This is a genomic window from Rubrivivax gelatinosus IL144 (assembly GCF_000284255.1).
In the GTDB taxonomy this organism is placed as follows: domain Bacteria; phylum Pseudomonadota; class Gammaproteobacteria; order Burkholderiales; family Burkholderiaceae_C; genus Rubrivivax; species Rubrivivax gelatinosus_A.
In genome coordinates this window covers 2,388,900-2,407,523 of sequence record NC_017075.1, presented here as the reverse complement: position 1 = coordinate 2,407,523, position 18,624 = coordinate 2,388,900, and the positions used below count along the sequence as shown (strand labels likewise).

General features: G+C 74.4%; 15 protein-coding genes. 6 read left to right on the top strand and 9 right to left on the bottom strand.

Translation table 11 applies throughout. The features are described from left to right. Nucleotides 1-12 precede the first annotated feature (12 nt). Nucleotides 13-237, top strand: a complete 225-nt coding sequence (locus RGE_RS11160) for a hypothetical protein (RefSeq protein WP_014428492.1) — start codon at nucleotides 13-15, stop codon at nucleotides 235-237. On the opposite strand, the gene RGE_RS11155 is transcribed toward RGE_RS11160, so the two are convergent. From RGE_RS11155 to RGE_RS24910, 8 genes are all read right to left on the bottom strand, one after another. Continuing rightward, entirely contained in the window at nucleotides 209-1,183 is a 975-nt protein-coding gene (locus tag RGE_RS11155) for a Bug family tripartite tricarboxylate transporter substrate binding protein (RefSeq protein WP_014428491.1), read from the bottom strand. The two genes, RGE_RS11160 and RGE_RS11155, sit on opposite strands and share 29 nt — an antisense overlap. 39 nt (nucleotides 1,184-1,222) lie before the next feature. Further along, nucleotides 1,223-2,332 carry a metallophosphoesterase gene (locus RGE_RS11150; protein WP_014428490.1) on the bottom strand — a complete coding sequence of 370 codons (1,110 nt, stop codon included), beginning with the start codon at nucleotides 2,330-2,332 and terminating at the stop codon, nucleotides 1,223-1,225. 14 nt (nucleotides 2,333-2,346) lie between these two features. Then, on the bottom strand, nucleotides 2,347-2,988 hold the full coding sequence (locus tag RGE_RS24280) for a hypothetical protein (protein WP_158443091.1): 642 nt from the start codon (nucleotides 2,986-2,988) through the stop codon (nucleotides 2,347-2,349). Nucleotides 2,989-3,089: 101 nt separating this feature from the next. Next, nucleotides 3,090-7,232 carry a PAS domain S-box protein gene (locus tag RGE_RS23190; protein WP_148280166.1) on the bottom strand — a complete coding sequence of 1,381 codons (4,143 nt, stop codon included), beginning with the start codon at nucleotides 7,230-7,232 and terminating at the stop codon, nucleotides 3,090-3,092. Between the two features lie 142 nt (nucleotides 7,233-7,374). After that, nucleotides 7,375-9,306: a methyl-accepting chemotaxis protein gene (locus RGE_RS11135; protein ID WP_043784009.1), complete on the bottom strand. Its 1,932-nt coding sequence runs from the start codon at nucleotides 9,304-9,306 to the stop codon at nucleotides 7,375-7,377. A gap of 134 nt (nucleotides 9,307-9,440) precedes the next feature. Next, on the bottom strand, nucleotides 9,441-9,743 hold the full coding sequence (cowN, locus tag RGE_RS11130; protein ID WP_014428486.1) for a N(2)-fixation sustaining protein CowN: 303 nt from the start codon (nucleotides 9,741-9,743) through the stop codon (nucleotides 9,441-9,443). Further along, nucleotides 9,740-10,420, bottom strand: a complete 681-nt coding sequence (locus RGE_RS11125) for a Crp/Fnr family transcriptional regulator (protein ID WP_232505013.1) — start codon at nucleotides 10,418-10,420, stop codon at nucleotides 9,740-9,742. Before RGE_RS11125 ends, cowN begins: the two co-directional genes overlap by 4 nt. Before the next feature lie 164 nt (nucleotides 10,421-10,584). Next, entirely contained in the window at nucleotides 10,585-12,141 is a 1,557-nt protein-coding gene (locus RGE_RS24910; protein WP_310732393.1) for a methyl-accepting chemotaxis protein, read from the bottom strand. A 217-nt stretch (nucleotides 12,142-12,358) separates the two neighbouring features. Between RGE_RS24910 and RGE_RS11115 the strand changes: the two genes are divergently transcribed. Together RGE_RS11115 and RGE_RS11110 are read left to right on the top strand one after the other, a co-directional pair. Then, the gene (locus RGE_RS11115) at nucleotides 12,359-12,832 is read left to right on the top strand and encodes a MarR family winged helix-turn-helix transcriptional regulator (RefSeq protein WP_014428483.1); all 474 of its coding nucleotides are present in this window, start codon (nucleotides 12,359-12,361) and stop codon (nucleotides 12,830-12,832) included. A 72-nt stretch (nucleotides 12,833-12,904) separates the two neighbouring features. Continuing rightward, on the top strand, nucleotides 12,905-14,158 hold the full coding sequence (locus RGE_RS11110; protein ID WP_014428482.1) for an AGE family epimerase/isomerase: 1,254 nt from the start codon (nucleotides 12,905-12,907) through the stop codon (nucleotides 14,156-14,158). Nucleotides 14,159-14,165: 7 nt separating this feature from the next. Here RGE_RS11110 and RGE_RS11105 read toward each other — a convergent pair whose 3' ends face one another. Beyond that, the gene (locus RGE_RS11105; protein WP_014428481.1) at nucleotides 14,166-14,411 is read right to left on the bottom strand and encodes a hypothetical protein; all 246 of its coding nucleotides are present in this window, start codon (nucleotides 14,409-14,411) and stop codon (nucleotides 14,166-14,168) included. 192 nt (nucleotides 14,412-14,603) lie between these two features. Here RGE_RS11105 and RGE_RS11100 point away from each other — a divergent pair, with 192 nt between their 5' ends. From RGE_RS11100 to RGE_RS11090, 3 genes are read left to right on the top strand one after another with little or no spacing between them, the layout of a single operon-like run. Further along, nucleotides 14,604-15,917 (top strand): ABC transporter substrate-binding protein, encoded by a 1,314-nt coding sequence (locus RGE_RS11100; protein ID WP_014428480.1) that lies wholly within the window; start codon nucleotides 14,604-14,606, stop codon nucleotides 15,915-15,917. 5 nt (nucleotides 15,918-15,922) lie between these two features. Further along, nucleotides 15,923-18,187, top strand: a complete 2,265-nt coding sequence (locus RGE_RS11095; RefSeq protein WP_014428479.1) for a sensor histidine kinase — start codon at nucleotides 15,923-15,925, stop codon at nucleotides 18,185-18,187. Beyond that, the gene (locus tag RGE_RS11090; RefSeq protein ID WP_014428478.1) at nucleotides 18,184-18,624 is read left to right on the top strand and encodes a response regulator; all 441 of its coding nucleotides are present in this window, start codon (nucleotides 18,184-18,186) and stop codon (nucleotides 18,622-18,624) included. The genes RGE_RS11095 and RGE_RS11090 overlap by 4 nt, the downstream gene beginning before the upstream one ends.

The following is an 18,624-nucleotide window of genomic DNA, read 5'->3' as shown; positions in this document are numbered from 1 at the left end:
AGGAGAAGGACGATGAACCTGCTGCTCTGCCCTGCCCTGCACCATTACGTGGCCGGCCTGGCCGGCGTCGTCGGCGGCGCCGCGATCTCCGCGGCCAGCGGCTCGTGGTGGCCGCTGGCGCTGGGGACCTCGGTCGCCATCACCGGCTCCAGCGCGCTGGCCTGCGAGCTGCGCCAGCGGGCGCTGGCGCGGCGCCGGCCGGCGGCCTTCACTGCGGCTGGAAGCCGCTGGCCTTGATGATGCGCGCACAGGCCGCGGTGTAGGCGCGCTCGCGCGCGCCGAGCTGCGCCGGGCCGACGTAGCCGACCGACAGCCCCATCGCCGTCAGCCGCTCGTGCACCGACGGCTGCGCGAGCACGCGCGACAAGGCCGCAGCGAAGCCGTCGATCGTCGCCTTCGCCGTGCCCGCCGGTGCGAAGACGCCGTAGTACGGCAGCTCGTCGAAACCCGGCACGCCGGACTCGGCCAGCGTCGGCACCTCGGGCATCTGCGCCAGGCGCTGGGAGCCCATCACGGCGACGATGCGCAGCCGGCCGTGGCGGTGGTTCTCGATGAAGTCGGGCACCGAACCGACGCCGGCGGCGATCTGCTGCCCCAGCATGTCGGACATCATCGGCGCGCTGCCGCGGTAGGGCACGGCGACCAGGTCCAGCCCGTGGCGCTGGCCGACGACCTTGACCAGGAACTCCGGCACCGAGGCCGCCGCCGGAACGCCGACCGCACTCTTGCCGCCCTGCTTGCGCACCCAGGCGACGTACTCGCCCAGCGTGCGCGCCGGCGTGCCCGAGGACACCGCGAAGGCGTTCGGAAAGCTGGCGAAACCGGCCACCGGCACGAAGTCGTGCGCCGGGTCGAAACCCGGCTGGCGCACGACCAGCGGCAGGATCGAGATCGTGTGGTCGTGCGACAGGAAGAAGGTCGTGCCATCCGGCGCGGCGGCCTTCAGCGCCTGCGCGGCGAGCTGGCCGCCGGCACCGGGGCGGTTGTCGACGATGACCGTGGCGCCCAGCTCGTCCTTCAGCCGCTCGGCGAGCACGCGTGCGATCGCATCGGTGCCGCCGCCGGGCGGGAAACCGACCAGCAGCCGGATCGTGCGGCCCTCGGCGCGCGCCGCCGCCAGCCAGGGCATGGCCGCGGCGGCGGCCAGGGTCTGCAGGGCACGGCGGCGGCTGGCTGAGGTCATCGAGGCTCCGGCATTGAGCGGTGCCCGGATTCTGCCGCGCTAGCGGCCGGCCTCCCGCACCAGCACCAGCCGCGTTATCTCCGACGGCGCACCCAGGCGCAGCGGCGGGCCCCAGTAGCCGGTGCCGCGGCTGACGTAGACGCGCATGCGGCCGACACGCTGCAGCCCGGCGGTGATCGGCTGCTGCAGCGGCACCAGCAGCCCCCAGGGCCAGATCTGGCCGCCGTGGGTGTGACCGGAGAGCTGCAGATCGGCGCCCGCCTCGGCCGCCGCCGCGGCGCTGCGCGGCTGGTGCGCCAGCAGCAGCCGGGGCGCCCCGGCCGGTGCGCCGTCCAGCGCCCGGCGTGCGTCGCTGCGGTGCGAAGGCTCGAAGCCTGCGGCGTTGAAGTCGGCGACGCCGGCGACGACCAGCCGGGCACCGCCGTGTTCGACGACGCGGTGTTCGTCGACCAGCGGCACGATGCCGCAGCGCCGCCACTCGGCGATCCACGGCAGCGCGCCCGAGTAGTAGTCGTGGTTGCCGGTGACGGCGAAGACGCCGTGGCGCGCGCGCAGCGCGGCCAGCGGCGCGAAGTCCTCGCGCAGATCCTCGACGCGGCCGTCGACCAGGTCTCCGGTGAGTGCGACGAGGTCGGCGCCGGCGGCATTGGCGCGCTCGACGACGGCCTGCACCCAGCCGCGCTTGATCGTCGGGCCGACGTGCAGGTCGCTGATCTGCACGATCGTGAAGCCTTCCAGCGCCGGCGGCAGCCCGGGCAGCGGCACGCGCACGGTGCGCAGCTTTGGCGTGCGGCGGGCACCGGCGATCGCCACCAGCGTTAGCAGCGGCGCCAGCAGCAGCACAACCAGCGCGCTGTCGCGCGCCTGCGGCGCCCAGCCCAGCCCCGCGGCGGCGAGCAGCCAGGCCTCGCGCAGCAGCACCAGCGCGAAGACGATCGCGAAGTGCCCCATCGCGATGAAACCGGCCCAGGACCAGCGGTCGGCGACGGCGCGGTCGCGCCCGCGGCGGCCGGCGAAGGACATCGGGATCAGCGCTGTCGACAGCGCGGCGACGGCGACGACGGCCAGCACCCCGGCCAGCGGCAGCGGCGCGGCCAAGCGCCACGCGATCAGCGCGTGCAGCAGCGCGATCAGCGCGACGAAACGCACCGGGACCGCGGGACTCAGAACAGGCCGGCGGCGGCCGCCGCGTCGACGAGACGGCGCGACAGGCCGTCGAGCTGCGCGCCGGCGTCGCCGCCGCCGCCCGAAGCGGCACGCGCCGTCCATTGCAGCCGGCCGCCGGCGACCTCGGTGATGCGCGCCTCGGCGGCGTACTCGACCGCGGCAGTGCCGGCCGAACCGACCGGCAGCGTCACGCCGACCCCGACCCCGCTGCCCCCGCCGCCGATGTGAAAGCCGCCGAGCCCGATCGACATGCCGCTGGACCGCGGCTCGGCCGGCGCCGCCGAGACGCTGCCGACCCAGACCGCCTGGGCGCCGGCCTGGCGCGCCAGCGCGACGTAGCGTGCATCGTCGCGCGGGCCGGCAGCCGCCGGCGGAGGCGCGTCGGGCGCGGCCACGGCGGTGGCGCCGCGGGCCGTCAGCTCGGCGCTGAACCGTTCGACGCACAGGCGCACCAGCGCCGTCTCGGCGGCCTCGCAGGCGACGAGCACGCGCACGCCGCCGCCCAGGGGCCGGCCGGCGTCGGGCGCGCGCCACTGGGCGTCGATGCCGGCGGGCGCCGAGGCGCAGCCGGCGAGCACGCATGCGGCGGCCGCAGAGAGCAGGCAAAGACGGGACGAGGACGAAAGCGGCAACGGCATCGGGGGGCAGGCACGAAGGTGATGCCTGGAGCCTAGCCGCTCGCCGCCGACGCGTCGAACGCCGCCCCGAGTGCCCGTGCCCGGCGGCGGGCGACCGGGGCTCAGGCCAGCGCCGCGTCCAGCCGCGCGACGAGCTGGCGCAGCGCCGTGTCCAGCGCGATCGCCTCGTCGCGGTCGGCCGGCGTCAGGCCGTGTTCGCCCAGCGCCCGCTCCAGCGCCGCCAGCCGCTGCACCAGCGCTGCCGCACCGACGGTGGCCGCGGCACCGCGCAGCGAATGCGCGGCGTGGCGGCAGGCCATGCCGTCGCCGGCACGCGCGGCGGCGACGAGGGCCGGGACGCCGTCGCCATAGGTGGCGACGAAACGCCGCAGCAGGCGCTCGAACATCGCCGCGCTGCCGCCCAGGCGCTCGAGCGCCGCCCCGACTTCCAGCCCCGGCACGCCGGCCAGACGCGCCGGCAGCAGCGTGTCTCCGGCGGCGGCAGGCGGCGGCGTCGCCGCGCCCGCGGCCGCCGGCAGCCAGCGCAGCAGCGTCGCGTACAGCTGCTCCGGGCTCACCGGCTTGGGCACGTGGTCGTTCATGCCGGCCTGCAGGCAGAGCTCGCGGTCTTCGTCGAAGGCGTTGGCGGTCATCGCGACGATCGGCAGCGCCGGCCCCAGCCGGGCGCGGATCTCGCGCGTCGCGGCAAAGCCGTCGAGCCCCGGCATCTGCAGGTCCATCAGCACCAGCGCGTGGCCGCCGGCGAGCGCCCGGTCGACCGCCTGGCGGCCGTCGACCGCGGTGTCGACGAGCAGGCCGACCGTGCGCAGCAGCTCCTCGGCGACTTCCTGGTTGATCGGGTTGTCCTCGGCCAGCAGCACACGCTGGCCGGCGTACAGCGCACGCAGCCGGCGCTCGGCGTCGCCGACCGGGGCCGGCGCGGACTCGGCCGCGGCGTCGCGCCGGCGCACGACGCGCAGCACGGTGTCCAGCAGCGCCGACGGCGTCACCGGCTTGGCGAGCACGGCGACGCAGCCCACCGCCGCGGCCAGGGCGCCGATGCCCGGCTCGTCGGCCGCGGTGACGAGCACCGTCGGCGGCATGCGCGGGCCCAGCAGCGCGGCCAGCTGGCGCGTCGTCTCCAGGCCGTCCATCGGCGCCATCAGCCAGTCGACGAGCGCGATGTCGTAGCCGCCGCCGGCATCCAGACGCCGGCGCGCCTGGGCGAGCGCGGCCTCGCCGCCGTCGGCCGCGTCGACCGTCAGGCCCATGCGCTGCAGCCGCTCGGCGAGCACGACACGCGCTTCCTGCAGGTCGTCGACGAGCAGCGCCGTCATGCCGGCCAGCACCGGCGGCGCGGTCGCCGGCGCGGCCGGCGCGCGCAGCTCGGGCACCTGGGCCAGCCAGGCGCTGAACCAGAAGCGGCTGCCGGCGCCGGGCGTGCTCTGCACGCCGACGTCACCGCCCATCAGCTCGGCGATGTGGCGCGTCAGCGCCAGCCCGAGGCCGGTGCCGCCGTGGCGACGCGTGCTCGACGCGTCGGCCTGCTCGAAGGCGTGGAACAGCCGCGCCTGGCGCTCCGGCGTGATGCCTTCGCCGGTGTCGCGCACCTCGAAACGCACCAGCAGCCGCTCGCCGTCGTCCTGCATCAGCTCGGTGCGCAGCCCGACCCAGCCGTGCTCGGTGAACTTGATCGCGTTGGCCAGCAGGTTAATCAGCGCCTGCGACAGCCGCGTCGGGTCGCCGAGCAGGCGCGCCGGCACGCGGTCGGTGTCCAGCACCAGCTCCAGTCCCTTGGCGCTGGCGCGCTCGCCGACGATCTCGAAGCAGCGCGCCAGCAGCTCGTCGAGCGCGAACTCGGTCTGCTCGAGCTGCATCTTGCCGGCCTCGATCTTGGACAGGTCGAGGATGTCGTTGATCACTTGCAGCAGGTGCTCGCCGGCGTCGCCGATCTTGGCCAGGCGTTCGCGCTGGCGCGGCTCGGAGATCTCGCGCGCCAGCAGGTGCGCCATGCCGAGGATGGCGTTCATCGGCGTGCGGATCTCGTGGCTCATGTTGGCCAGGAAGGCGCTCTTGGCGCGGTTGGCGGCCTCGGCCTGCTGCGCGCGCCGGGCCAGCTCGACCTGCATCGCCTCGAGCTCGGCGGTGCGGCGCGCGACCAGGCTCTCGAGTTCCTCCTGCTCGCGCTCGAGCGCGGCGCGCGCGGCCTTCTGTTCGCGGATGTCGGCGGCCATGCCGACGAGGTGCGGCACGCCGTCGATGTCCACGCGCGCGCCCGAGAACACGACGTCCACTGGCGTACCGTCGCGCGCGCACCAGCGCGCCTCCAGCTGCACCGCGCCTTCGGCGAGCACGCGATGCACGACGGCGTCGCGGTCCTCGCCGACGGCCCAGATCCCCAGGTCCACGCTGCTGCGGCCCAGCAGCTCGTCGCGCTGCCAGCCCAGCAGCGCCTCGAAAGCCGGGTTGGCGTCGACCAGGCGGCCGTCGCGGCTGTCGGCGATCGCGATGGCGACCGGGCTGTGGCGGAACACGCGCTCGAACCGTTCGGTGCTCTCGCGCAGCGCCTCGGCCGAGGCGACACGCACCGTGATGTCTTCGGTCGAGATGATCACGCCGCCGATGGCACCGTCCTCGCCGCGCCAGGGCACGACGGCCCAGGACAGCCACATGCGCGAGCCGTCGGCGCGCACCCACAGCTCGCGCTCGCTGCCCTGCGGGATGCCGGCCAGCGCCTGGGCATGGGCCTCGTGCCAGGCCGGCGGCAGGTCGGGGAAGATCTCGTAGTGCGCACGGCCGACGACCTGCAGGCCGACTCCGAAATCGCGCCGCCAGCGCGCGCTGGCGGCCAGGCAGACCATGCCGGCGTCGAACAGCGCGATGCTGTGCGGCGCGTGTTCGACGAAGGCCGACAGCAGCGCCGCCGACTGTCGCAGCCGCTGCTCGGCGTTGCGCCGCTGCGAGACGTCGCGCATCACGCCCAGCATGCCGCTGATGCGCCCGTCCTCGCCGCTCAGGCGCACGGCATCGGTGTCGGCCCAGAAGCTGCTGCCGTCGCGGCGGCGGTAGCGCATCTCGTAGGTCGCGCCGGCCGGCGGGCGCTCGGCCGGCAGGCGCTCCTGGGCGAGGAAGGCGTACTGCGCCGGGTCGGCGTAAAGGAACTCGGTGGTGCGCCCGATCACCTCGTCCGGCGGGTAGCCGAACTGGCGCGTGAACGCCTGGTTGACGAGGCAGATGCGGCGCTCGGCGTCGGTCATCACGACGATGTCGTTCATGCTGTCGACGACGCGGCGCAGCAGCGCGCGGTGTTCGTCCAGTTCGCCGAGCGCTCCGACGCGGGCGCGCTCGGCTTCGTCGAGGCGGCCGCGCACCGCCTCGATCTCGGCGATCGGCCGGGCGTCGGGCGGGCCGCGCCGCTCGACCAGCGCATCGAGCCCGCGCGACAGCGGCCGGCTGGCGATGGCGCCGCCGAGCAGGCCGCTGAGCGCGGCCGCCGCCATCGCCAGCGCCAGCCACTGTGCCGCGGTGACCACCGCGGCGCGCTCGCGGCCGCGCGGCACGTCGACGACGACGCTCCACGACGACAGCGAGCTGCGGCCGACGAAACGATGGTCGCCGTCGTGGGTGCCGATCGCGGCGTCGCCGGCGAGCACGCGGCCGCCACCGTCGAGCAGCGCCAGCAGCGCGCCCTCGGGCCGCGGCGCCGTGCCCAGCCAGGAGGCCAGCTCCGAGGGCTCCAGCGTCGACCACAGCAGCGCCCCGGGCCGGCCGGAATGCGGCCCCAGCGGGGCGAGCACGGCCACCACGTCATGGCCGGCGACGCTGCCGCGGAAGGCGTCGGTGACGAGCGCGCGCCGCAGCTCGACCGACCGCTGCGCCAGCGCGCGCGCCGGCGCAGACATCGGCGGCAAGGGGCTGCCGTAAGGCCGCTGCGTGTGGAAGACGAGGTGGTGGCCCGCCTCGCTGAGCGCGACCTGACCACCGAAAGAGCTGCGGAAACTCGCCGCGGCCCGGTAGAGGACCTCGGGACTGTCGCCGTCGTCGGCCGACTCGGCCAGCACCTGCAGCGCGCCGAGGCGGGCGGCGAGGTGCTGGTCGACCGCGGCTGCCAGCCCGCGCGCCAGCGCCTCGGCCTGGCGGTCCTGGGCCTCGCGCGCGGCGCGGATGCCGTGCAGCCCCAGCCCGACGGCCAGCAGCAGCGTCGGCAGCATGCACCACCACACCAGCCGCCGCAGGTAGGCGCGCAGCGGAAGCGCCCTCGACACCGGGTTCACGATCGCCCCGCCCAGGCCGGCAACGGTTCGGGCGTCCGGCAACGAAGAGGATTCCGGGATGACGGCAGGGGCCGGCTCGGCATGACCGGCCCAAGGGGCAAACGGTATGCCTGCGGCCGGCCGCGATCGCGGCTCAGAGACGGAACGCGCCCACCGCCTCGGCCAGCCGGGCCGCCTGCTGGCGCAGGCTGTCGGCGGCGGCGGCACTCTGCTCGACCAGCGCGGCGTTCTGCTGCGTCGTGCGGTCCAGGTCGCCGACGGCACTGTTGACCTGGCCGATGCCCACCGTCTGCTCGCCGCTGGCGGCGGTGATCTCGGCGATCAGCGCGGCGACGCGGCGCACCTGCTCGACGATGGCGTGCATGTCCTCGCCCGCGGCGCGCGCCAGCGTGCCGCCGGCCTCGACCGAGCTGCCGCTGGCGGCGATCAGCGTGCGCACCTGGCGCGCCGCCTCGGCGCTGCGCTGCGACAGCGCCCGTACCTCGGAGGCGACGACGGCGAAACCGCGGCCGTGCTCGCCGGCGCGCGCCGCCTCGACGGCGGCGTTGAGCGCCAGGATGTTGGTCTGGAAGGCGATCGAGTCGATCGTGCCGACGATGTCGCCGATGCGCCGCGAGCCGGCCTCGATCTCGGCCATCGTCGAGGCGACGCGCTGCACGACCTCGCCGCCGCGGCCGGCGGCCTCGGCGGCCGCCGCGGCCATGCGGCTGGCCTGGTGGGCGTGTTCGGAGGTCTGGGCGACGGTGGCCGTCATCTCGTCCATGCTCGCCGCGGTCTGCTGCAGGCTGGCGGCCTGCTGCTCGGTGCGGGCGCTGAGGTCGGCATTGCCGTTGGCGATCTCGCTGCTGGCGGTGGCGATCTGCGAGGCGTTGTCGCGCACCGTGCCGACCAGCCCGACGAGCTGGGCGCACATCGCGTGCATCGCCCGCAGCATGCGCTGGCCCTCGTCGCGGGCGTGTTCGGGCGGCAGCGGCAGGCGCCGGCCGAGGTCGCCTGCGGCGACGGCGTTGGCGGCGTCGATCGCCGTCTCCAGCGAGTGCGCGCTGCGGCGCGCGATCTGCCACATCAGCCAGGCGGTGGCCGCCCCCAGCAGCACCAGCAGTGCCAGCGCCCAGCCCAGGCGGCTGACACGCGCGCTGGCGTAATGCTCGAGCTCGGCCTGCAGCGCGGCGACGGCCACTTCGGCCAGCGCGTACTGCAGGTCGATGACCTCGGTGGTGCGCTTCCACCAATCGGCGCTGGGGTGGTCGAGCACCGCGGCGTCGACGACCTCGTGCGAAACGAACTCCAGGCCACGGTCGACCGCCTCGTGCGCTTCGTGCGCCCGGGCGCCCAGCGTGCCGGCGAGCGAGGCGTCGGCGTCGACCGCGTGCTCCAGCGCCCGTGCAAGCTCGGCGTTCGCGCCGCGAACCCGTTCCACCAGGCCGGCGACCCGGGCGCGCTGCGTCGGCGTGGCTTCGCCGCGCACCAGCAAACCCATGCCGGTGCCGCGCAGCTGGCCCAGCAGCTCGGACAGCTGCGGCAGGTGGTTGAGCGTCGCGTCCTGCAGAAAGTAGCCCGAGGCCACCGGGTGCAGCACGATCTCGGCGACGGCCGTCAGGTCGTACAGCAGGTCGAGCTGACGGTCGACGAGTTCGGTGTGGCGCTGGAAGCTCTTCGGCGGGTCGATGCGCCGCGCCGCGACGGCCTCGGTCAGATCGCGCTCGGCGGCGACCAGCTCCTGGAACCGCCGACCCAGCCCGGCGTCACCCAGGGTCGCCAGCGCGTCGCGCGCCTGGGTCGAAGCGGCATCGATCTTCTGGCGCACCGCAGCCCGCTGCGCCTCGGCGTCGGCATTGCCGCCGAGCGCCGCGTTGGACAGCCCGCGGTGCTGGGCCGTCAGCCGGGCGAGCTGCATCAGCGCCGTCGCCGGGGCCAGCCCCTGCAGCTCGTGCTTCGCCTGGCGGACCTGCTCGACGGCGGCGGTGACCGCCAGCGTGCCGGGCACGACGAGCAGCGCGAAGGCCAGCACGCCGATCAGCGTCAGCTTTCGCGACAACGACCATCGGTCGAGCAATGCGAGCACGGAGAAGTCCTTCCCACGAACGGCAACCGTTCAAACTGTGCAGTTCTTGGAATCGGATTATTTGTTTCTCGCATTTATACTGTTTCAAGATGAACGCAGCTTTCGCCGTGCAGATCTGCACGGCGCATACATCTTCAGCAGCACTCCTCCTCGACGCGGTCGAGCAGCACGATCGCCGCTTCGTCGGCCCAGGCTTCGAAGTACTCGCGGATCTGGTTGAGGTGCGAGTGCACGAGGAACAGGTCGTCGGGCCGCGGCCCCGAACCTCCTTGGCGCTTGCGGTCGAAGTAGTCCCAGAAACGGTCGCGCCGGCCCGGCACCGCGAGATGGGTGTCGATGATCTCGATGATGCGGCGGGCGTTGCCGGCGCAGTCGATGCCGGCGAAGCTGACGTAGCGGTCGGTCTTGCGGCAATCGCCGCAGGGGGAGTGGCTCACGGAAGTCGGCTCCGGGTGGACGGACACGATGCACTGTGCGCGCGGGGCGCGGCCGCCGTCCGTCGTCCAGGCGACGCTTCGCCCGGTTCGCGCCGGCCAGCGATGGCCTCCAGCGCCTGCAGCGCCTGCGCCGACGGGATGCGCAGGCAACGCCGGCCGCGGCGTTCGAGCAGGCCTTCGCGCTGCCACTGGCTGACCAGCGCCGACACCGTCTGCCGCGTGCTGCCCAGCAGGCTGGCGATGTCCTCGAAGCTCAGGTCCAGCGGCAGCAGCAGCGCCTCGCCCGAACGTTCGCCGCGGCGCTGCGCCAGCCCGAGCACGAAGCGCGCGAGCCGCGACGGCACCTCGCGGAAGGCGAGGTCCTCGACCAGGCCGACGGCACCGGTCAGCAGGCGGCCCAGCACCGCCATCACCGGCGGCAAGAGCGCCGGGTCGTCCGACAGGCGCTGCAGGAAGGCGCGGGTGTCGATGGTCCAGACGGTGGACGCCGCGGCCGCCGTCACCCAGGCCGGCGAGTGTGTCGAATAGACGTCGCCCGGCTCCAGGAAGGCCAGCGTCAGCTCGCGGTTGGTGCCGGCGAGGTGCACGCGCAGCCGGCCGCTGGCGACGAAGAAGACGAGGTTGCGGCCGTCGCCCGGCGCGCACAGCACCTGGCCGCGCGCGAGCCGGCGCGGCACGAAGCCCGCCGGCGGCGCGGCCGGGGCGGGAGCGGGTGTCGGGAGTCCGACAAAGGCGGCGGCGTGCGGATGCATGCCGGCTGCCAAGCAAGCCCGGGACCGGCCCGGGCCCGCGCAGCGGGCGAACCGACGCCGGGCTGACCGGCGTCAAGCCCGCCGGCCGATCAGACGCGGAACACGCCGACCACCTCGGCCAGGCGCGAGGCCTGCGCGCGCAGGCTCGCCGCGGCCGCGGCGCTCTGCTCGACGAGCGCGGCGTTCTGCTGCGTCACGCGGTCGAGCTGGCCGACGGCGTCGCCGACCTGGCCGATGTCGCGCGACTGCGCCGTCGTCGCGCCGGAGATGTCGTGGATCAGCTGGCTGACACGCTCGACCTTGCCGACGATCTCCTGCATCGCCTGGCCGGCGTCGCTGACCTGGCGGGTGCCGGACTCGACACGCTCGACGCTGGCTGTGATCAGGGTCTTGATCTCGCGCGCCGCCTCGGCCGAGCGCTGGGCCAGCGAACGCACCTCGCCGGCGACGACCGCGAAACCGCGGCCTTGTTCACCGGCGCGTGCCGCCTCGACGGCGGCGTTCAGCGCCAGGATGTTGGTCTGGAAGGCGATGCCGTCGATGACCGAGATGATCTCGGCGATCTTCTGCGACGACGCGGCGATGTCGTGCATCGTCGTCACCGCCTGGCCGACCACCTTGCCGCCCTGCGCGGCGGCGCCGGCGGCGTCGCTGGCGAGCTCGTTGGCGCGCTGCGCCGAGTCGGCGTTGTGGCGCACCGAGTCGGTCAGCATCTCCATCGACGAGGCGGTCTGCTGCAGGTTGCTGGCCTGCTCCTCGGTGCGCTGGCTGAGGTCGGCGTTGCCGGCGGCGACCTCGCCGCTGGCGGTCTGGATCGACTCGGCCGACTCGCGCACCTGGCCGACCAGGCGGCGCAGCGCCAGCTGCATCTGCTGCAGCGAGCGCAGCAGCGCGGCGGTCTCGTCCTGGCCTTCGGTGGCAAGGTCCTGGCCGAGGTCGCCGCGGGCGATGCGGTCGGCGGCGGCGACGGCGTCCTGCAGCGGTTCGCAGACCGAACGCAGCGTCAGCCACAGCGCCGGCAGCAGCACGGCGACGGCGAGCACGGTCAGACCCAGCCGCAGGTTCGCGGCCAGCGCCGACGCGTCGGCGAGTTCGCCGCGGATCTGCGCCTGGCGCGACTGGCTGGCCTTGAGCATCGCGTCGGCCGTCGTGCGCAGCGCGACGACGTGCTCCTCGGCGCTCTCGGCGTAGGCCAGCGCGCCGGCGCTGTCCAGCACCGCCGACTGCAGCTTGTCCAGCAGCGGGCCGACGATGCCGGTGTACTGCTCCAGCTGGGCGAGCTGCTGCTTGACCAGCGCCTCGATGGTCGTGTTGTCCGAGTCGATCTTCATCAGATCGGCGTCGAGCTTCTTCACGCGTTCGGCTTCGCTCTTCCACAGCCCGACCAGGCGCTCGACCTCGACCGGGTTGGAGCCCGAGGCGATGGCGTCGGCCTGCAGCCGGCGCAGGTTGGCCAGCGACTCGCGCAGCCGGGCGACGGCGTCCGAGCCCTCCTGGGCGCTGTCGAACAGCGCCGCGGTGCGCTGCGTGACGATGCGGTTCTCGACCACCCCCCAGGCGCCGAGGCCGAGCAAGGCAGCGGCGAGCACCGCCATCGAAGCGAGCAATCGGGTTCGAAGCGTGTAACGGCGGAGCAGACGGAGCATGAGTTCTGACGAGTCGATGCGAATGGGCGCTGCCGCGGACGGCGGCGGTCATGCTCGCGTATCGTCCGCCGGCGGCAAAAGTTGAATCGATTCCGCGCTGCCACGCGAGGAAACTGAGCCGGCGCAAAGTCGGGCACGGCACGCGCCCAAGCGCGGGGCGGATTTGCAAACCGGTTGTCGTTAGCGGAAACTGGTTGGCAAGCTAAAAGGCACCACGATGAAGCAGAACCGCCCCGCGCCCGCCGCCTTTGTCTCAGAACTGATGCTCGCGACGTTGCGCTTCGAAGCCCGCCGCCTGGCCCGCACCGACGCGCTGCTCGAACCGCTGGGGCTGACCGGCGCCCGCTGGCAGCTGCTCGACACGATCGTGCGCGCCGGCCAGCCGCAATCGGCGCCGCAGCTCGCCGCGGCGCTGGGTGTCACGCGCCAGGGTGCGCAGAAGCAGCTCGACCTGCTGGCCGCCTGCGGCCTGCTCGCCGCCCAGCCCAACCCGCGCCACCGGCGCTCGCCGCTGTACGCCTTGAGCGCCGCGGGCCAGCGCGAGCACGCACGCGCCGCGGCGCTGCACGCCACCTGGGCGGCGCGGCTGGCCGCCGGCCTGCCGGCGAACGAACTCGCCGACGCGCTGGGCGTCCTGCAGGCGCTGCACGCACGGCTGGACGACGCCTTGCCGCGAGTCGCCGGCGCCTGAAACCCCGGATTTCGCTGCGCCGCGGGCGCGTCGTATCGTTGCGCGTCTTTGCCGTCAGCATCTCTTCTGCCGATGTCCGATACCGCCTCCGCCGCGCCCGACGGCCGCGCGTCGCCCGACTTCCGTTCGCCCGAGTTCCTGCGCGGCCACATCCGCGACACGCTCGCCTTCTACGCCGGCCGCGCAGTCGACCCGAGCGGCGGCTTCTTCCACTTCTTCATCGACGACGGCCCGGTCTACGACCGGCGCACGCGCCACCTCGTCAGCAGCACACGTTTCGTCGTCGTGCACGCGCTGGCGGCCCGCCATTTCGGCAGCGAGCCCGACCGCGAACTCGTGCGCCACGGCCTGCGTTTCCTGCACGACGCGCACCGCCAGCCGAACGGCGGCTACGCCTGGACGCTGGACTGGCACGAAGGCCGCGCCACCGTCACCGACGCCACCAACCACTGCTACGGCCTGGCTTTCGTGCTGCTGGCCCACGCCCACGCGCTGATGGCCGGCATCGACGAGGCACGTGCCGGGCTGGACGACACCGTGGCGCTGATGGAGCGCCGCTTCTGGGAGCCGTCGGCCGGGCTCTACGCCGACGAGGCCGACGCCGACTGGCGGCTGTCGCCCTACCGCGGCCAGAACGCCAACATGCACGCCTGCGAGGCGATGCTGGCCGCGCACGAGGCCACCGGCGAGGCGCGCCACCTGCAGCGGGCGCTGGACCTGGCGCACGGCGTGACCCAGCGCCTGGCCACCTGCGGCGGCGGGCTGATCTGGGAGCACTGGCGGCGCGACGGCGACGGCCCGTGGACCATCGACTGGGACTACAACCGCCACGACCGCAGCAACATCTTCCGCCCCTGGGGCTTCCAGGTCGGCCACCTCACCGAATGGGCCAAGCTGCTGCTGCAGCTCGACGCCCGCCTGGGCGAGGCCGCGCCGGCCTGGCTGCGCGAGACCGCGCCGCGCTGGTTCGACACCGCGCTGGCCCACGGCTGGGACGCCGCGCACGGCGGCCTGGTCTACGGTTTCGGCCCCGACCGCAGCGTCTGCGACGGCGACAAGTACCACTGGGTCCAGGCCGAGAGCCTGGCCGCCGCCGCCTGGCTGGCGCTGCGCCTGGACGACGCGCGCTACTGGGGCTGGTACGAACGCCTCTGGGCCTACGTCTGGCGCCACTTCGTCGACCACGAGCACGGCGCCTGGTACCGCATCCTCGGCCACGACAACCGCAAGCTGACCGACGAGAAGAGCCCGGCCGGCAAGACCGACTACCACGACATGGGCGCCTGCTGGGACGTGCTGCGCGCGCTGGGCGCGCTCGGCACGTGACCCGGCCTCAGCCGGGGCGCCGCGGCGGCTGGGCCGCCGGGTCGCGCCAGGACGCGGTGCCCGGCTTGCCCTCGTCGTCGCCCGGCGGCGGCATGGCCTCGGGCCGCGGCGGGCCCACCACCACCTGCACCGGCGGCAGCGGCTGGCGCGGCGGGCCTTCGGCCAGCCAGGCCTCGAACAGCGCCTCGGCCTCTTCGCCACCGGACATCAGATCCACCATCGCGTCGTTCGGGACGCGGCCCTTGGTCGTCATGGCTGCCTCGCGCTGAGTCTTCGCCCGCCGGATGCGAGCCGTTACACCCGGCAAGGCGGATGCCCGCGCGCGGGATTTGTTGCGGATTTACCCGCGCCGGCCGCCTGCGCGGGCTCTGCGGCGTTGCCCTGCAGCGCGCGACAGGCCAACAATCGCGGCCACAGGCGGCTGCAGCCGCCGGCGGGGGACTCGATGAGGAGGCGGATCGCGGCACTCGGATGCTGGCTGGCGGCGTTGGCGCTGCCGGCGCTCGGCGCCACCGAGATCGTCGTCGCCACCGTCAACAACGAGCACATGATCGAGATGCAGCGCCTGACGCCGCATTTCGAGCGCGCCAACCCCGACGTGCGCGTGCGCTGGGTGACGCTGGAGGAGGCGACGCTGCGCCAGCGGGTGTCCACCGACATGGCCCGCGGCAGCTCGCGCTACGACGTGCTGACGATCGGCATGTACGAGACCCAGATCTGGGCCCGCCGCGGCTGGCTGCGGCCGATCGACCCCCCGCCCGACTACGACCTCGCCGACCTGCTGCCGGCGATCCGCGCCGGGCTGACGCTGGACGGCCGGCTCTACGCGGCACCGTTCTACGGCGAGAGCTCGATGCTCTACTACCGCCGCGACCTGGCCGAACGCGCCGGCATCGTCTTCCCCGACCGCCCGAGCTGGCGCCAGGTGCGCGAGGCCGCCGAACGCCTGCACGACCCGGCCAACGGGGTCTACGGCATCTGCCTGCGCGGCAAGCCCGGCTGGGGCGAGAACCTGGCGCTGGTGATGACCATGGCCAACGCCTTCGGCGGCCAGTGGGCCGACCTGAACTGGCGTCCGCAGCTCGAGAGCAAGCCCTGGCGCGAGGCGGTGTCGCTTTACGTCGAGCTGCTGCAGCGCTACGGCCCGCCGGGATCGGCGGCCAACGGCTACAACGAGCTGCTCGGCCTGTTCCGCGCCGGCCGCTGCGCGCTGTGGGTCGACGCGACGATCGCCGCCGGATTCCTCAGCGACCCGGCGGCGAGCCGCGTCGCCGGCCGTGTCGGCTTCGCCCAGGCGCCGCGTGCGGTCACCGCCAAGGGCGCGAACTGGCTGTGGACCTGGTCGCTGGCGGTGCCGACGACCAGCGAGCACCCGCAGGAGGCACGCCGCTTCGCCGCCTGGGCCACGTCCAGGGCCTACACCGAACTCGTCGCACGCGAACGCGGCTGGGCCGCGGTGCCCACCGGCACGCGCCGCTCGACCTACGAGCACCCGCAGTTCCAGCGTGTGGCCGGCGCCTTCGCCGCCGCCGAACGCAAGGCGATCGACAGCGCCGACCCCGACGACCCGACCTTGCCGCGCAGCCCCTACCGCGGCATCCAGTACGCGGCGATTCCCGAGTTCCAGACCATCGGCGTGGCCATCGGCCAGCAGCTCGCCGCCGCGCTGAGCGGGCGCGCCAGCGTCGACCAGGCCTTGCACGCCGCGCAGACGACCGCCGAGCGCGAGCTGCGCGCCGCCGGCTACGGAGGCCGCTGATCACGATGCTGCCGCGCTGGACGGACCCCAGGCGCAGCCTGCGCGCGCGCTTCGCGCTGCTGCTGGGCGGCAGCGGCCTGGCGCTGGCGCTGGTGACGGCGGCCGTCGTCGGCATCGTGCAGCGCGGCCAGCTCGTCGAGCAGCAGGGCTACTCGATGCGCCGCGAGGCGCTGCTGCTGGCGCGCGTGCTCGACGGCGCGCTGCGCCAGCGCCTGGAACAGCTGCAGGCCACCGCCGACCAGCCCTTGCTGGCCAGCGGCCTGTTCGATCCCGGCGACGCCCGGCTGCTGCTCGAGGGCCTGCGCGCGCAGCAGCCGGCCTTCGCCTGGATCGCCATCGTCGCGCCCGACGGCCAGGTGCGGGTGGCGACGAACGCGCTGCTCGAAGGCGCCGATCTGCAGGCCGAACCCTGGTTCGCGCCCGCCGCCCACGCGCCGTGGATCGGCAGCCGGCGCCCGGCCGGCGCGCTGACCGCCAGCCTGGGGCTGGTCGACGGCCAGCCGCCGCAGCTGATCGACATGGGGCTGCCGATGACCGACACCGCCGGCCGCACGACCGGCGTGCTCGTCGCGCGGCTGCGCTGGGACTGGCTGCGCGAGCTGCACCGTTCGCTGAAGAACGACCTGAACGTCGACAACGGCATCGAGAGCGCGGTGCTGGACCGCGACGGCCGCGTGCTGCTGGGCCCGCCGGCCTGGCTGGACCGGCCGCCGGCGGTGCCGCCGGACCCCGAGGCCGACCCAGGGCTCGTGACCTGGCCCGGCGAAGGCGAGTTCCTGAGCGACTGGGAACGCAGCCCCGGCGGCGAAGGCGCCTCGGGCCTGGTGGTGCTGCTGCGCCAGCCGGCCGCGCTCGCCTTCCAGCCGGCCATCGAGATGTCGCGCCGGCTGCTGCTCCTGGGCGCGCTCGGCACCGCGGCTTTCATGCTGCTGAGCCTGTGGCTGGCGGCGCGCGTGGCGCGGCCGATCGGCGAGCTGTCGGCCGCCGCGCTGCGCGTCGTGCACGACCAGCCGCCGCAGTTCGCGGCCATCCCGCCCGAGCGCGAGGACGAGGTCGCCGAGGTCGCGCACGCGCTGCGCCGGCTGCACGACACGCTCGCGCGCCGGCTGGCCGAGCAGCAGCTCGCCACGGCGCGCTACGAAACCCTGTTCCGCGACGCACCGGTGGCGATCTACCTCGCGATCGAGGACCACCTGCTGATCGCCAACCAGGCCTGCGTGCGGCTGTTCGGTGCACCCGGCGCCGACGCGCTGGTCGGGCTGGACACGGCCGGCCTCTTCCACACCGACGACGCCGGGCTGGCCGAGCTGCGGCTGCGCCAGCAGGCCGCGCTCGAACCCGGCGGCGCGCCGACGCCGACGCTGGAGCACCGCATCCGGCGCCTGGACGGCGGCATCGCCGAGGTCGAGTCGACGGCCATCGGCCTGGCGCTGGCCGAAGGCCGCGGCGTGCAGGTCGTGCTGCACGACATCACCGAGCAGCGCCAGGCGCAGGCCGCGCTGCGCGAACTCAACGCCCAGCTGGAAGCGCGCGTGGCCGCCCGCACCGCCGAGCTGCAGGGTGCCAACGCCGAGCTCGACGCCTTCGCCTACGCCGTCTCGCACGACCTGCGGGCGCCGCTGCGCGCGATGACCGGCTTCTCGCAGGCGCTGATCGAGGACCACGGCGCCGAGCTGCCGCCGCCGGCCCGCGGCTACCTCGACCAGATCGTGCTCGCCGGCCAGCGCATGGGCGACCTCGTCGAGGGCCTGCTGACGCTGTCGCGCACGCTGCGCGGCGCGCTGTCGGTGGCGCCGGTGGACCTCTCGGCGCTGGCCGAGCAGACGCTGGCCGACCTGCGCCGCGCCGAGCCCGGGCGCGAGGTGGCCGTCGAGATCGAACCCGGCCTGGTCGCCACCGGCGACCGGCGCATGCTGGCCGCGCTGGTCAACAACCTGGTCGGCAACGCCTGGAAGTACACCGCCGGCTGCGCCGGGGCCCGCATCCGCGTGTTCTCGATCATCGATGACGGCTCGCGCTGGATCTGCGTGGAGGACAATGGCGCCGGCTTCGACATGGCGCATGCCGGGCGGCTCTTCAAGGCCTTCGCCCGGCTGCACCGCCAGGACGAGTTTCCCGGCCTCGGGATCGGGCTGGCGACGGTGCAGCGCATCGTCCACCGGCACGGCGGGCGCATCGAGGCCGAAGGCAGCCCCGGCCGGGGCGCCCGCTTCCGCTTCACCCTGCCGGAGCGGCCGCGGGCCGGTGTCAACGAAGGAGCGACGGCATGAGCGAACGCGTGATCCTGCTCGTGGAAGACAACCCGCAGGACGAACTGCTGACGCTGCGCGCGCTCAACCGGGCCCGGGTCGCCAACCGCGTCGACGTCGTGCGCGACGGCCAGCAGGCGCTGGACTACCTGTTCCGCGAAGGCGAGTTCGCCGGCCGCGCCGGGCCCGGGCTGCCCACCGTCGTGCTGCTGGACATCGGCCTGCCCAAGCTGACCGGCGTCGAGGTGCTGCAGCGCCTGCGCGCCGACGCCCGCACGCGCACCCTGCCGATCGTCGTGCTGACCTCCAGCGACGAGGACGCCGACCGCCTGGCCTGCTACGAAGGCGGCGCCAACAGCTTCGTGCGCAAGCCGGTGGACTTCGGCGAGTTCGCCGAACGCGTGGCCAGCCTGGGCGTGTACTGGCTGGCGACCAACGAACCGCTGACACGGGGTTGA